Below are 16032 nucleotides of genomic sequence, written 5' to 3'. Positions count from 1 at the left end.
AGCCAAGTTTAACCCTGCTTAAATCGTCAAATATGCTAAGTCTCAATAAACGTCTTTCTTATGGGTTAACTTTTAGCCTGATTGTTTTGCTCGGTTTGCAGTGGGGCGTCATTAGCTATGTTTTTAGCAGTTTGTCTGAAAAGCAGTTAATCAATCGGCTGAGCCAAGATAGTGAGAGCTTACTTTCAGGTATTACTTTTGATGCACAAGATAACTTATTGCTGAACCCGCAAAGAGTCAGCGCGGTGTATCAGCGACCGTTGTCAGGCCATTACTACGTGATCACAGCGGCCAGTCAGCATCAATATTCGCGTTCGCTTTGGGATAATAGTTTAGCGATTCCTGAGGTTGAAGCTGGTTCAGTAATCACGTTTCGCACAAAAGGCCCTGAAGGGCAGACTTTGTTAATGGCTGTGCAGGGGTATAAAAAGCATCAGCAAACTATCACGATTGCGGTTGCGGAAGATCTCACCGCTGTCAATCAAGCCTTGCGCCAATTTCAGTGGATTTATGGTGCTATCTCTTTGCTGATATTGCTGGCACTGTTGCTGATACAGCGTCAGATTGTGAGTAATAGCCTTAAACCATTGCAAGTGATTCGCGACAATTTGCTCCGTATAGAATCTGGCGAAGTGAGCCAGATTGAATCGCTTGGCCCCACAGAAATTGCGCCGGTGATTGCCGAATTTAATCGCTTGCTGAAAATGATGGGTAATCAGAGTCGTCGATCTAGAGAAGCGTTGGGTAATCTTGCGCATGCACTTAAAACACAATTGACGATATTGAATCAAACCGCAGAGCAGTTTTCGGCCGCCGAGAATAAACAGTTTTCTGCCACGATATATGAAACGACAGAAATCATGCGGCATATTGTCGAACGTGAATTGAAACGCGCACGTTTGATTGGCAATACGTTGCCTGGCCGTCGCGTGGATGTGCAAGAAGAAGTTACGTTAATGGTCAAAACCTTGCGGTTAATGCATGTTGCAAAGATGCCGATAATCACGTATCAAATCGATGACAATATTAGCTATATCGGTGATCAGGAAGACTTTTCAGAGTTACTTGGCAACCTGCTGGACAATGCTTGCAAATGGTGTAAACAAAATGTGTATTTAACCATTAAAGCCGAGCAGGGCATGATTTTGATGGTAGAGGATGATGGCGTTGGTTGTGAGTTAGATAAATTGGATGCATTAACGCAGCGTGGATTCAGGTTGGATGAAACCACGCCTGGCAGCGGCCTTGGTTTAGCCATCGTACATGATATTGTCGAGAGCTATAACGGCAAGTTGTCCTTTGACCAATCCACCAAATATGGTGGATTGCGTGTGTGCGTGTGGTTGCCTGATTGATGATCACTATTTTTTTGTATGGCTAATGCAATTTGTATTCAGCTAGTGTTGCTGATTTTGATTGGGCTTAGATATGAACCTAAGCCCTTTATAGTGAAGATAAACTAAAAATTGTGGGTAATTTGCATACTTAAAATATCAACACTGCCATCGTAATCGCCATTTACAAAGCCTTTGCCAGGAAATGGGCTTGTTTGATCGTCTGAAATTTTAGGATCCTTAACAAACAGATGCGCATAACCAACATCTAATTTTGTCGTCGGTGTTGTTTGCCAACCAACACCAAAAGATAGCCATTTTCTGTCGTTGTCAGGAATGCGAGTTGTTCTGAATTGATTGTCAATCGGTCCCTCATCAAAAGCTAGACCAGCACGTAATTTTAAAGTGTCGCTGTAATGGTAATTGACGCCAACTGAATAGCGCATTGTGTTATTCCAGTTTTCAGTTGTACTGGGAAGTAATAATGCACCGCTATCACGATAAATTGCCAACTCATCAAATTGACTCCAGCGTGTCCAGGTAATGTCGCCCATTAAATCCCATGTGTCATTCAGTTTGCTAAATGCACTGACAGAAAAAGATTCTGGTAAGGTTATATCTGCATTTACATCACCATTAGGGGTGGGGCCATTTGAAATTGAAAACTTCACATCGCCTTTCAAATGTTGCTCTACCTTAGAGCGATACGCCACACCAATTCTAGTGTCATTTGTTGCTTGGTAAATAGCGCCTAAGTTAAATCCAAATCCCCAATCATCACCCTTAACGGTAGAGCTTCTTTCAGAGGTCACTAGATTAACGGCACTTGTTAATTCAGCCTCTATGCGCATGGCAGAAAGCCCAAAACCTAAAGACAGTTGGTCATTCACTTTAAAAGCGAGAGAAGGATTAATATTGATGGTTTTTAAGTCAGATTTAATGCCTTGAAAACGACCAATCCAATCTTTGTCATATTCAGTTTTTAAGCCAAATGGCGCATTAACACCCAAGCCGAATTTAACATTGTCAGTTAAAGGTGTTACCAAATAAAAGTTGGGTACGAAAGCTAAGCTGCCTGCATCACCACCTTCACCACCTGGAGTTCTGTTGAAACCGGCTGCAGAGTTTTGATTGTTAAATTTCACACTCGGTTTAATCAAATGTAATACGCCGGCTGCCTGCGTGCCTTCAATATAAGTCATACCAGCGGGGTTTGTGAATACAGTGCTGGCATCTTCGGCAATCGCTGCCGCCCCTGCGTAGGCATTACCTAATCCGCTTGCACTTTGTTCTGCAAGTGCAAATCCAGCTGCTTGAGCCGTGAATGGTGTTGTAAAAAGAACAAAACCGAATAACAATTTATTCATAAAAAAGGCTTTCAATATAACGAGTTAACTAAATTTCAAAAAAGAATATCACATCAATAACTTATTAGATTATTTTAGTGCGATTTATTGAGAGTGTTTTTAGTTTTGTTGTTATAGAACAACGGTTTATATGGGAATTGGTTGCTTTTAAAAAAACATTCTCTTGAGAGCATAAATTATTAAGCTTATAGTCCTAATCATCAATACTTCTATTGAATAATTGTTTAATTTATGCTTATTAAAATAAATGATTATTTGAAAAAATCCTTAAACTCATCTGGAGGCATATTATGAATACAGTCGTAGATTTTCAACAATTTAGTAGTCCTATTTTAGAGCAAGTTAGAACGCAGTTTGATGATGAGTTTGGTGTGATGACTTATTACATGAACCCAGCACCAAGGCCGTGTTTCAATAAAATCTGCATGTCGGAACTCAATCAAAGCCAGACAGACTTGGAGAAAATGCAAGGTCAGGTTGTGGTAAATAACCAGCTTAACCAAGCCAATTACCTTGTTCTGGCTTCGGATATTCCAGGTATTTTTAATTTAGGTGGCGATTTATCTGTATTCAAAGAATTGATTCGCACCCAGGCACGTGAGCATTTGCTTGAGTACGCTAAATTGTGCATTCACAACGTTTGGACTTTTTATAATATGCAAGCGCCTGTGACCACCATCTCTTTGGTACAAGGCCAAGCAATGGGTGGTGGTTTTGAGGCGGCACTTGCGGCACACATCATGGTTGCAGAGAAAAGTGCCATCATGGGTTTACCGGAAGTGTTGTTTAATTTATTCCCTGGTATGGGTGCGTTGAGCTTTTTATCGCGAAAAATTGGCATGCCAGCCGCAGAGAAAATGGTGCGTTCCGGTAAAATATATACAGGTGAAGAGCTTTATCAATTGGGCGTGGTGGATGTGCTGGCCGAAGATGGGCAAGGCGAATATGCTTTAAACACTTGGATTAAAAAGAATCATCGTTCTTTAAATTCCTTTCAGGCGATTAATCGTGCAAAACAACGGGTTAATCCACTGACTTATGAAGAGTTGTACGATATTACCGAAATATGGGTTGATGCAGCATTGCGCTTGGATGAGCGCAATTTGAAAATAATGGAACGTTTAGTACGCGCACAAAATACAAAAGTGAATGCAGAACCCGCGCCGTTGAATATGCAACAATTTGCTTGAGTAGAGCAATTTTTTTGTTAGCTTGCCTCGGTAGCCTTACTCATTGGCCGCCTGAGGTAATCTTCAACGGCAACTGTTAAGCGGGCGAAATCGGCATTCAATATCTCTAACATTTCAGCGCTTTGCGTCACAGTGGCTGAGCGACTAAGCTTACTGATGGATTCTGTTGTTGTAGCAAGTTTGATTGCACCAACGCTCAAGCTGTTTCCTTTAAGGGCGTGGCAGAAGTCGTGCAGTTCGCCATAATGTTTTTGCTTAACGGCCATTTCAATCTTGTTGATTAGTTTATCCGAATCATTTAAATAATTTCTGAGTAAGCGATGCATAAATAGATCGTCACCGGCACCAATCTTCTCCAATTCTTTCAGTGTGTTCAAATCAAGATCACTGTTGTTCGCGCCAAGATTGGATTCGGTTTCAACTGGAGTGCTTAGCGCATTAGACATCCACAAATCTGCAGTATTGGCTGGCAGACTCAGAATGTTTTCGATAGTGTTGAATAATGTTGCCGCTTCAATTGGCTTGGTTAAAAATGCATCAAATCCAGCCTCGACAGCAATTTGTCTGGCGCCGGGCGTGGCATCTGCCGTAAATAAGATAAAGCGCGTATTGGTATCGGTAGGATTGGTAAATTTGTAAAGTTTCATGGCATCGGCACCACTCATGCCAGCCATATTTAAGTCGGTAATAACCAAATCAAATGTACTCCGTTCCAGCGCATCCAGCATTTCATCGCTATTTTCTGCGATTTCGACTTGATGTCCTGGTAGCGATAAGAGGCGCATGATGATTTTTTGATTGGTTGCTTCATCTTCACACACCAATATATTCAGCTTAGTCAGCGCATTAACATTGTTTGGCGCCTTAATGCCATTGGCGGATTTAGCAGTATTCTGGCTAATTTCTGCTTCAGATTTGGCTGATTCCACGTCACTTGGTAAGTGATTCTCAACGACTTTTTCGAGAGTCAAATCAAACCAGAAACGGCTTCCAACGCCTTCTGTACTTTGGAATTGTAAATTGCCGCCCATGGCTTCTACCATGTGTTTGGCAATAGTCAGCCCTAAGCCGCTGCCACCAAATTTTCTTGTGGTAGATGAATCTGCCTGGGTGAAGCTATCAAATACTTTATTTTGTTTATCTTGAGGGATGCCGGTGCCAGTATCGGCTACTTCAAAGCGGACAAGAATTTGTGCGCCATCGTCCTGCAAGGTAATTGCCGAAAGTGTCACGCTGCCTTTTTCGGTAAACTTGATGGCGTTGCCCATTAAGTTGGCTAATACTTGACGGATGACGAAGGCATCGCCTTTCACCGCATGTAATGAATCTGAAATACTGAGGCCAACTTGAATGCCTTTGGTTGCGGCTTGTGAGCGGAATATCTCTAACGTGTCGCGAACAGCTTCTTCCGCAGAAAAATCAATATGTTCAACGGTAAATTTGCGCTCCTCAATTTTAGTGAAATCGAGCACATTGTTTAATAGAGAAAGTAATAGTTTGGAAGAGCTGTCTAGTGTTTTGAGCAAATCTCGCTGGTCGGCATTCAAGGGTGTGGTTTTAAATAAAGTGCTGATACCGATAATGCCATTTAATGGGGTTCGAATCTCATGGCTCATATTAGCGACAAATTGTGTCTTTGCTATGCTGGCTTCAGCTGCACGGATACTTTCTTTTTCTGCCTTACTTCTGGCTTCGTGTAACCTTTCGATTAGCTTGGCTACATAGATTGGCAGGGCAATCAGCATCAAAAGGAAACCATAAACGATTGGCTGGTGTGCCGCCCAAAACGGGTTGACTAGTGTGGCAACAAAAAACCCGATAATGCTGATGACTTGAGAATGGTATAGATATTTTTTACCGAAACGGAAGCCATTGCCGAAAGTAACCCACAAATAAACACCGATTAAAACCACGCCGATATCGCCACTTAACGATAAGAAAGTGGAGGTGCCGATTACATCTAGCCAGTTGCCTAATAAACGTCTTATGGGCGATTTTTTTTCTGCTTGGCTAACGACTATTAACAAGATTAAAGTGGCTAGTTCAAAGACAGCCAGGCAATAAAAACCGATTAACTCACCATGCGAAATGCTTTTACCAGCCGCTAATGAAATTAGCAGGTATAGGGTAAAAAAAGTACCAATGGCTAATCGAGTAACTGCCTGTTCCAGTTCAAGCGGGTCGCAGTGGCTTGCTGAACTTTTGTACCAGTTTTGGATTTTGGTGAATGTCATTAGATACGCCTAAGCAATTAGCCCAATACTATAATACTCTTTGCTTTGCTCTAGTAACTGCTTGGCAATTTTTGCAAGTTCCTGTGTTTGTACTGGTTTGGTTAAGCAGGCCGAAGCACCTGCAGCTAACAATTCTTGATGGATACTGATTTCTTTTAATACCGTTACTACAATGATGGATCTTGTTAATACATTGCTGGTGTTTTTAATCGCCTGCACAAATTGCATGCCATTCATCTGATGCATGCGAAAGTCGGTAATAATTAAATCAACCTGCTTATTTTTCATCCACGCCAAGGCCTCAACAGGATTGGTCATGGTGACTATTTTCAGGTTCATTTTAAGTGATTTTAAAATAGCAGCATGAATGTCCAGCACAGTTGGCTGATCATCAATCAACAATGCGGTTTGTTTAAAAGTTGTTGCGCTTCTGATATTGCTAATCGACATGACTTTGTTACTCAGGCTTTTATTAAGCGCTTAATGAATCGCAGTTGCGTGTTCGTTGAGAATTTTTTCGATTTTGCTGCGAATCGAGCACATGGCAATAACGAGCTCGGGATCGAAGTGTTTACCGCTTTCAGCTTGGATATAGTCAAATGCTTCATCAACGCTCCAAGCTTTTTTGTATGGCCGTACGCTGGTTAAGGCATCAAATACATCGGCAACCGCTACAATTCGTGCAGATAAAGGAATCTCGTTGCCTTTAAGCGCATATGGATAGCCAGTTCCATCGTAGCGTTCATGATGTGCCAGCGCAATTTCACCACCTTTTTGCAGATATTTGGAAGGACTGTTTTCCAGAATCTCATAACCAATAAGTGGGTGTCTCCGCATGATTTTAAGTTCTTCTGCGTCTAAAGGGCCTCTTTTCAGCAGAATGCTATCAGGAATACCAATTTTGCCAATGTCATGTAATGGTGACGATAGCTCAATGATTTCGGCTTCCTCCTCATTTAAGCCGATTGCTTCTGCAATTGCACGGCTATACAAAGACATGCGATGCAGGTGCAAGGCGGTATCGTAATCTTTATGTTCGCCAGCGCGCGCGAGACGCATCAATGTTTCCTTTTCGCGCGCTCTGATTTCTGCAGTAGCTGCCTTTACTAAGCTTTCTAGTAGCGTACTTTTATTTTGCAATGAAATATGCTGGCTACGCATGGTTAATAAGTTGCGTGTTCGTGCGGTGCACTCATGCACATCAACAGGCTTGCTTACAAAGTCAGCTACGCCCGCATCCAAGGCAGAATAACGCGTTTCCACATCCTTTTTAATGGTAATCATCACCACTGGAACTGCGTCATATTTAGGTAGTGTTTTAAGAAGCCGAATAAAATCAATGCCATTCATTTCTGGCATTACATAATCAACAAAAACTAAATCGGCAGTATTTTCGGTTGCCCACTCTAAAGCTTGTTCAGGATTATGTTTTTCAATTACTTTAGTTTTCGGGTTAATGTTTTTGACCACGTGCGAAAGAATAGTCCTGCTGGTAGATTGATCATCCACAATCAGTACAGAGCAATCATCGAACATTTGTCCGTTTTCTATCATTTAGTTACCTTAAAAGTGCAATTATTGCTTATTAGTGAATAGCTTAAGTCATATTAACTTAAGCAATATTTAAGCCAAAAGCGTCAATATTAACAATGCGAAAATAAACCTGCGATTAATAAAAATACTTAAATATAATCAATAGCTAAGTGATGTTTGACCAGTATGCGATAAAGTCGAATTTTTAATAGCCGACGGTTTCTGCCGAATCTATTAAAATTATTGACCAAATTTCGTCAAAAGATGATTAATTTTGACACACTACACCAACAATTAATAACTATTTTTTGATTTTTTGTTGGGACTATTCTGTGTGGCTGGTTTTAAATCGAACGCAATGCAAATGCGCTTATCCACACTGTTAAAAGGGATTGTCCTGTGAAAAAGTGATGACGGAAATAACACAATGTCGCCAACATTCGGGATGATCTGTTTAACAGGAAATTTTGCATGGTTTTCCAGCTGCTTAATCGGATAGTCATCGCCATGTGTGCCGTATTCAAATGCCCCTTCCAATCCATTCGCACTAGGCATTGCTAAATACACTGCGCCACTTATCCAGCCTATTTCATGAATATGCGCGCTTAAATGTCCACCTTGCTGCATTTTGACATACCAAGAGCTAGTAAATTCCAGTTCATCAGGAAATGATTGGATCAGTTCACAATCGGCATCGGAAAAATGGTTTTGATAGGCTAAAAACTCTTTTTTAATAAGGCTTGCCAGTGTTTGAAATGATGCTTCATGGCGCTTAAATAAATTACCAGCCGATTGCTGGCCATTGGTTAAACGGCCTTGTTTACGTTCTGCAATGTCTGCATTATTAATGTCGTTTAATAAGGCTTGCAATAAATTCGTATCAACTAATTCTGGAATCGATTTTCGATATACAAAATCCAAGCCGTTTTTACAAAAATTATACGGGTCTGGCTCATTAAAGTTAATGCTGTAATGCGTGGATAAAGTGGCTAGGAAAGGGGATGTATGTTTGCTGGTTTGAATAAGTGCATCCCTATTTATTTTAAAAGCATCAAATTTTTCTGCTTTGTACAGGCAATACAGTTTTCGCTCTTGCCAATCATCTAGTTGAGAAGCTTCAAAATATGGAATCGCCGCATCATATTTTTTAGCCAAATATAAAAATTCCGCCATATTGTAATTGGCATTTGGATGTTGCGGATTAAGCGCTAAGGCGTTTTGATAGCTTTTGACTGCTGCATCCATATCGCCTAAATCGCGCAGCGTTTCACCTAAATTATTATGCGCATCGGTGTAATTGGGGAATAGCTCGATAGCCTTTTTGTAGCTATTTACGGCATCGCTTAATGCACCATTATCGCGTAATGCCGTGCCCAAATTAAAGTAGCCGCGTGCATCTTGCGGATTGATCTTTAAACCTTTTTGATAGCTTTCTATTGCAGCATTTAATTGCCCTTGCCCTTGTAAAACTGTACCCAAATTGCCATAAGCCTCAAAAAAATCCGGTTTTAACTGAATGGCTTTTTTATAAGTTGCAATGGCTTCATCCAGTTGTTGGATATGCGTTAAAGCGATGCCTAAATTGAATAGCAAGTCTGGCGTATTCGGTTGTAGCTTAAGTGCATTTTTATAACTGATGACCGATTCAGTAAATTTTTGCTGGCCATCTAAAGCCAGACTTAATATGTGATGCAAAATAAAAACATTGGCGTGCTTGCTAATTAAATTTTTAGCTTGGCGTTCTGTTTCGGCTAATTGGTTGTTATTAAGATGCCCAATCAGTTGTTGGATTTCTTGTTGTGTTGGTTGTGAGTTGGTTAAGTTTGCCATGCTTTTTTCATGCCGTTTTATTTAAGCTGTTGCTGATTTAATGTGGATAGTTTAGTTGAAGCTATTCTGTAATCTTGCCGCCATGCGTTTTAATAGCTGCACCGCGACTCTTGGTTCATCAGCCATCATCGTATCAATATATTCTGCATAAATCACAATAATGCGCGCTTCGCTGGAAGCAACGATTGCATCAGCCATTGTCGGTTTTTCGCTTAACATGGCCATTTCACCAAAATAGTCACCGGCATTCAGCTCGCGTACTACAGTCCCGTTATCAATTAAATTAACGCTGCCATCCACTACATAATACAAATTGCGCTCGGTATTGCCGCGTGCATAAATCGTTTCACCTTGCCGTAGCGTGTGGCCATAGCGGCGCATTAATGTTTCAATGTAATTGGATTTATTGGGCATGCCATTAAACAAGCCTTTGAGCAGCAACACATCTTTTTTGCGCAAGGTGGCGATGAGTTCTATGCCCAGTAAAAATACCGCGAAATTAAGATACAGCCAGGTAATGGACACAAACATGGCTTTCATGCTGCCAAAAATAGCGCCATAATTTTCGTTAATGGATAAAAACAGGCCAAATGCTGGTCGCATTAATATCCATAATAAAGCGGTTAAGCTGGCGCCTAAAAATAGATGCGCAAAGGCGATGCGCATGGGAAAAAATATTTTGTAAAAAATGGCAATTAACAGCGTAATCAATACTAAGGTGCTGATAGAGCCAACAAGATTGATTTCTAAAACAGGCAGATGCACAGCCAGAAAGCGCACCACTTTCTCAATCATGAACCCTGCGAATGTGAATAGAAAAAACAGTAGCAAAATGCCTAACACAGACAGTACATCTTTAATTTTGCGCTTAAAATAAGATGGTGCTTCGACCATCGTTGCAATGGTGTAAAACGCAGAGCGCATATTGGCCGCCAGCGGGGTGACTGTCCATAGCAGCACAAATATACCTAAAGCACCCCACGCGGCCTTTGTTTGGGTGGCACGATAGACTTCTGTCATGATTTTATTGCTGAAGTCTGGTACTAAGTTACCGGTGAGAATCGCCAATTTAACGATGGCATAGTCTGAGGAAAAGACCAGATGGCTTAATAAAAAGAAAATGAGCAGAATTAACGGGATTAAGGCAAATAGCGCGTAAAACGATAGTGAAGCCGATAAGCTTAATATATTGTGGCGCGCAAATCCGCCTAATGTTTCGCGCAATATAAATAATGGTGTTGCATATTCATGGCTGGCATACGTTGCAAGTGGTTTTAGAAAAGCAGGGTGGTGCGCGAGATTTTTAATCCGTGATAATTTATTCGCAATTGAATTATTAGTCACTTTGTTCAGCGCAATACTATCTTCAGCCGAGAGTTTTTCAGCTGAAGAGCTTCTAACGTCTTGAGGTAAAGGTTTAGCCAATTAAATCTTTTCTCTTAAATTTAACGAACATAATTAACGAAGCGATTTAAACTGTTCTGTCGCTGCCACCAGTGCACTGGTAATACCGGGTTCCATGGCTGAGTGCCCAGCATCCGCCACCATTGTCAATTGCGCATGAGGCATCATTTGGTGCAATGCCCAAGCAGTTTGTGGTGGGCACACCATATCATAACGCCCTTGTACAATAATCGTCGGAATATTTGCCAATGTTGCGGCCTGTTTTAATAGCGTTTCACCATCAATAAAACATTGGTGCTGAATATAATGTATTTGCACACGCGCCCGCGCGACTTCTGTTGCTTGCTCTTTTTGTAACTGCTCTGCTGTTTTAATAGACTCTTCTTGCGATGAATCATTCGTAGTCGCTTTCAGACGCATAATTGCATTTTCAAAGGCATTCCATTGAGTTGCCGCTGCTGAGCTGATGTGAATATCATCATTAAAAATCAATTGAGCATAAGCATTTAATACATCATTTTGCTTATCTGCGGGCAAATAGCTAATCAGTTTGTGCCAAACTTCAGGGTAAAAATGTTGCACATCGCCCAGAAACCAACTCAACTCAGAAGGTCGGCTTAAAAAGATACCGCGCAACACTAAAGAGATGACTTGATTCGTATGCTTAACTGCGTATGCCAGCGCCAATGTGCTGCCCCACGAGCCGCCAAATACATGCCAAGTGTTAATCCCTAAATGCATACGAAGTTTTTCAATGTCGCTTACTAAATCGTCTGTCGTATTGAGTTTCACCTCGCCAACTGGCAGGCTGCGGCCACAACCGCGTTGGTCCAGCAGAATAATCCGGTAATGTTTTGGATCAAAAAAACGACGCTGAGTGGGGTTGCAGCCGCTACCTGGTCCACCATGTAAAAAAATCACTGGTATGCCATGAGGATTTCCACATTCTTCATAATAAATTTGGTGGAAATCGTCTACTTTAAGCCAGTTTTTGTTAAATGGCTCTAGTTCTTGATACAAATTGTAAGATACTTCTGACATTCAGTTTCTCATTCTTTCTGTTTGATTTTATTGAGTATTTTATTAGCTACAAGCACGCTTGATAGTATATTAAAAAATAATTTGATAATTTGTTAATAGATTGTAACTAAAGTGTTGCAATTAATAGTTACTTGTTTTATATTGCACATCACACATGAAAAATGTGGGGAAAATAAACTTTAAATTTTGTATTCCGTGCGCAAAGTTTTCAAAATAACTGTGCATAAATAATTTAACTTAGAGTTTACTTTTAATTAACCCTTAGTAATATCACTTTGGAGATAAAAATGAAATTCAATACAATCAAGCTAGCTCTAGGCTTAGTTGCAGGCGCTACATTGGCGATGCCAATGGTAGCCCTTGCAGCAGCAGATCAAGAAGCGGCAATGAAGGACGCGAACAACTGGGTACACCCACGTGGCCAACACAACAACCAAGGCTACAGCACATTATCTCAAATCAACAAAGGTAACGTAAAAAACCTTAAAGCTGCCTGGACATTCGCAACCGGTGTAAACCGTGGTCACGAAGGCTCACCAGTGGTTGTTGGTAACATGATGTATCTACATACAGCATTCCCAAACAACGTATACGCATTAGATTTAAACGATAACCAAAAAATCGTTTGGTCATATTTCCCAAAACAAGACCCATCAGTACAAGCTGTACTATGTTGCGATAACGTTTCACGTGGCTTAGGCTACGGTGACGGCAAAATCTATCTACAACAAAACGATGGTAACTTGGTTGCTTTAGACGCTAAAACAGGCGCTAAAGTATGGTCAGTATTAGTGAACGATCCAAAAGTTGGCGCGACAAACACTAACGCACCACACGTGATTAAAGACAAAGTATTAACCGGTTGTTCAGGTGCTGAATTCGGCGTACGTTGCTTCTTAGCTGCTTACAACCTAAAAGACGGTTCATTGGCATGGAAAGCCTACTCAACAGGCCCAGATGCTGAAATGTTGATCGGTGCAGACTTCAATAAAGAAAACCCACAATACAGCGCATTGTCAGTTTACCAAGACGTAAACGGCGGCAACAAACAAGGCGGTTCTTTCAAAGCAGTGCCTAACGACCAATTGAAAATTGGCGAAAAAGAACTAGGTACACGCACATGGTTGAAACCACAAGCCGTTAAAGATGGCTGGCAACATGGTGGTGGTTCTACATGGGGCTGGTGGCCGTATGATGCACGTACTAATCTAGTATATTACGGAACAGGTAACCCATCCGTATGGAACCCAGATGTCCGTCCAGGCGACAACAAATGGTCTATGACTGTATTCGCACGTGACTTAGACACAGGCGTTGCAAAATGGGGCATGCAAATGACACCACATGACGAGTGGGATTACGACGGTATTAACGAAGTGATCTTGTTCGACAAAGGTGGTAAAACATACGCATGGCACCATGACCGTAACGGTTTTGCGTACACATGGTTAGCCAGCAACGGTACATTGGTTGCAGCTGAAAAAGTGCACCCATTCGTTAACTGGGCATCAAGTGTTGATTTGAAAACAGGCGTACCACATAAAGACGCTAAATACTCAACTCACCAAGACTACAATGCTAAAGGCATCTGCCCGGCTGCATTAGGTACGAAGGACCAACAACCAGCGGCTTACTCACCAAAAACTGGCTTAGTCTATTCTCCATTGAACCACGTATGTATGACATACGAGCCAGTAGAGTCTAAATACGTTGCTGGTCAACCATGGGTTGGTGCGACATTAACCATGTTTGCTGGTCCTGACGGCGTGATGGGTGGCTTTGCTGCTTACAACCCAATGACCAACAAAAAAGTTTGGTACAACAAAGAGAAATTCTCTGCTTGGGGCGGTGCTTTAACGACTGCAACAGACCTAGTGTTCTACGGCACACTAGACCGTTGGTTAAAAGCGGTTGACGCACAATCAGGTAAAGAACTCTGGAAATTCCAAGTGGGTTCTGGCGTGATTGGTAACTCATTCACATACGGTCAAAAAGGCAAACAATACGTGGGTGTATTCTCAGGTATCGGTGGCTGGGCTGGTGTGGCGATGAACCTTGGTATGACTAACGACACAGACGCACTGGGTGCTGCTGGTGGTTATAAAGAACTAACTAAATACAACGCTGCTCCTGGCGGCGGTGCATTAACAGTATTCTCACTATAATTAATCGGAAGATTAGTTGTAACTGAATACACGTTAACAAGTTAGTTAATGTCTTAAAGAAACACCCTGCTTAGGCAGGGTGTTTTGCTTTGAACAGGGCGTAGACAGTGGGTCTGGTGGAAATATACAGATAGGTAAACTAAAGGATGTAATTTTGGTTACAATGGGAAAGTTTCATGGTTTTCATTAAAGAACTTTTGTCTATTTGAGTTACTCTTAACAAAGTTAAGTTGAGAATTTGTCCCGATTTTAAATAAGGAAATAAATAATGTTAAAACAATTAAAAGGATTGACTGTATGCCTTGCCTTGATTTCTGGTTATGCATTCGCCGCAGGAGAGCCAATTGATATTAAAGATGTTCCATCGTTGAGCGCTGATGAAGGCCGTGTTGGCGAAGTGCGTCGAGTGGATGATGGTACGGAATTTAAGGTGTGTGCAGATCCTGACAATATGCCTTATTCAAATCTTAGAGGTGAAGGCTTTGAAGATAAAATTGCTGCAGTATTAGCTCAAGATATTGGTAAGAAATTAAGTTTTGCTTATGCCTATAACCGTCAAGGCTTCCTCAGAAATACAATTAACGCGGGTCGTTGTGATGTGATTATTGGCACAACATCCGATTTTGACGCATTAAGAACATCAGAGCCTTACTACAGATCAGGTCATGTATTTGTTTGGCGTAAAGAGAGTAACTTCAAAATTACTGATTGGGACTCCCCTGATTTACGTAAAGGCATCATTGGTATCGTTGATAAAAGCCCGGCTGCCGTACCTTTAAATGATCATAATTTGATGGCAAATGCGCGACCATATCGTTTACAACGCGATTTAAATTTACCAACCAGTTTTTTAATTGATGATTTGGCAAAAGGTGATATTGATGTGGCGATTGTGTGGGGTCCGATAGCAGGTTATTACGCCAAGCAATCTAAAGTGCCGTTGGAAATGGCATTCGTTCCCGAGTACAACAAAGTTAATTTACAGGGCAAGGAATATTGGAACATTTCTGTAGGAGTGCGTAAAAAAGATAAGGAAAGAATGGAAGTAATCAATGCTGCTTTAGCGAGAAATAAAGACAAAATTGCACAAATTTTAGCGGATTATGGCATTCCAACTGTGCCAGTACTTGCGGGAGACAGTGTCTTTAAAAAATAGTAAAAACGAGTGTCATTAGGGTGACATAATTTATAAAACCAAGTAGAATCACGCGTTCGTTTGGAGGCACAATGATGTTAATAAATTATGTCAACCAACTAGAAATAGTATTCGTTAATTGGACATGCGCTCTAAAACAGCACTGAATTTAACTGCGATTTAACAGGATTGATTGAATATAAATATGTTAATCAATTGTTGTAGTTAAGTAAGAGAATGCAAATAGAACGTTGCTCATATTCTATAAATTAGGAGAAAACATGTTAGGCAGTAAAGCATTGAAGTCAACTTTATTTGTTGGTATGTTGGCATTAGCAGGTCTTACACTATCATCGCAGGTAAATGCTGCTTGTAATTTTGTTGCAACGCAAGATGGTAGTCCATTTGTCATTAAAGCAACTGAAGCAGATACGCCACAAGCGAAAGAGTTTCTAGAGACATGTATTAACCCATATACAAAAGCATATGCAAAAGATCCAGAAGCAGCAAAAGCAGGTAAAAAGAAATTTGGATATTACTCATGTACACAATGTCATGGTCCTAATGGTGGTGGTCAAGTAGGTCCGGCTATTACTGATAGCACTTGGCAATATTCAAAACATGTAACAGATAAAGGTATGTTCGAAACCATCGCTCATGGCTCAAATGGCGGTATGTTTGCCTGGCATCAGCAATTGGGTAACCCAGAGAATTTATCAACAGATGATATCTTGAAAGTGATTGGCTGGTTACGCACACAATATAAAGGTGGTACTGATACGCCTTGGTTAAAATAATA

General features: G+C 41.0%; 12 protein-coding genes. 5 read left to right on the top strand and 7 right to left on the bottom strand.

Annotated elements, in window-relative coordinates; genetic code table 11:
• The first annotated feature begins 32 nt into the window (after window positions 1-32).
• The gene (locus K370_RS05990) at window positions 33-1355 is read left to right on the top strand and encodes a sensor histidine kinase (protein ID WP_047539833.1); all 1323 of its coding nucleotides are present in this window, start codon (window positions 33-35) and stop codon (window positions 1353-1355) included.
• 104 nt (window positions 1356-1459) lie between these two features.
• Here the strand turns inward: K370_RS05990 and K370_RS05985 are convergent, their stop codons facing one another.
• On the bottom strand, window positions 1460-2701 hold the full coding sequence (locus tag K370_RS05985; protein ID WP_047539831.1) for an OmpP1/FadL family transporter: 1242 nt from the start codon (window positions 2699-2701) through the stop codon (window positions 1460-1462).
• 290 nt (window positions 2702-2991) lie between these two features.
• On the opposite strand from K370_RS05985, the gene K370_RS05980 reads away from it, so the two are divergent.
• Entirely contained in the window at window positions 2992-3891 is a 900-nt protein-coding gene (locus K370_RS05980; RefSeq protein WP_047539829.1) for a crotonase/enoyl-CoA hydratase family protein, read from the top strand.
• Between the two features lie 17 nt (window positions 3892-3908).
• Here the strand turns inward: K370_RS05980 and K370_RS05975 are convergent, their stop codons facing one another.
• The 6 genes from K370_RS05975 to pip all read right to left on the bottom strand — a co-directional run bounded on the left by K370_RS05975 (window position 3909) and on the right by pip (window position 11933).
• Window positions 3909-6125, bottom strand: a complete 2217-nt coding sequence (locus K370_RS05975; protein ID WP_047539827.1) for an ATP-binding protein — start codon at window positions 6123-6125, stop codon at window positions 3909-3911.
• Window positions 6126-6134: 9 nt separating this feature from the next.
• On the bottom strand, window positions 6135-6575 hold the full coding sequence (locus tag K370_RS05970; protein WP_047539825.1) for a response regulator: 441 nt from the start codon (window positions 6573-6575) through the stop codon (window positions 6135-6137).
• Between the two features lie 30 nt (window positions 6576-6605).
• The gene (locus K370_RS05965; RefSeq protein WP_235272702.1) at window positions 6606-7679 is read right to left on the bottom strand and encodes an HD-GYP domain-containing protein; all 1074 of its coding nucleotides are present in this window, start codon (window positions 7677-7679) and stop codon (window positions 6606-6608) included.
• Window positions 7680-7952: 273 nt separating this feature from the next.
• On the bottom strand, window positions 7953-9488 hold the full coding sequence (locus tag K370_RS05960) for a tetratricopeptide repeat protein (RefSeq protein ID WP_047539823.1): 1536 nt from the start codon (window positions 9486-9488) through the stop codon (window positions 7953-7955).
• Window positions 9489-9539: 51 nt separating this feature from the next.
• Window positions 9540-10913 (bottom strand): YhjD/YihY/BrkB family envelope integrity protein, encoded by a 1374-nt coding sequence (locus K370_RS05955; protein WP_047539821.1) that lies wholly within the window; start codon window positions 10911-10913, stop codon window positions 9540-9542.
• 33 nt (window positions 10914-10946) lie between these two features.
• Complete coding sequence (gene pip, locus K370_RS05950) at window positions 10947-11933, bottom strand: prolyl aminopeptidase (RefSeq protein WP_047539819.1); 987 nt, start codon at window positions 11931-11933, stop codon at window positions 10947-10949.
• 287 nt (window positions 11934-12220) lie between these two features.
• Between pip and K370_RS05945 the strand changes: the two genes are divergently transcribed.
• The 3 genes from K370_RS05945 to K370_RS05935 all read left to right on the top strand — a co-directional run bounded on the left by K370_RS05945 (window position 12221) and on the right by K370_RS05935 (window position 16030).
• On the top strand, window positions 12221-14098 hold the full coding sequence (locus K370_RS05945) for a PQQ-dependent dehydrogenase, methanol/ethanol family (protein ID WP_047539817.1): 1878 nt from the start codon (window positions 12221-12223) through the stop codon (window positions 14096-14098).
• Between the two features lie 268 nt (window positions 14099-14366).
• Window positions 14367-15254, top strand: coding sequence for a quinoprotein dehydrogenase-associated putative ABC transporter substrate-binding protein (locus K370_RS05940; protein WP_047539815.1), 888 nt, complete (start codon window positions 14367-14369; stop codon window positions 15252-15254).
• A gap of 260 nt (window positions 15255-15514) precedes the next feature.
• Window positions 15515-16030, top strand: a complete 516-nt coding sequence (locus K370_RS05935) for a c-type cytochrome (RefSeq protein WP_047539813.1) — start codon at window positions 15515-15517, stop codon at window positions 16028-16030.
• Window positions 16031-16032 lie beyond the last annotated feature (2 nt).

It is taken from the genome of Methylotenera versatilis 7 (assembly GCF_000799165.1).
Classification (GTDB): domain Bacteria; phylum Pseudomonadota; class Gammaproteobacteria; order Burkholderiales; family Methylophilaceae; genus Methylotenera_A; species Methylotenera_A versatilis_A.
This window is presented reverse-complemented; position numbering and strand designations above follow the sequence as displayed.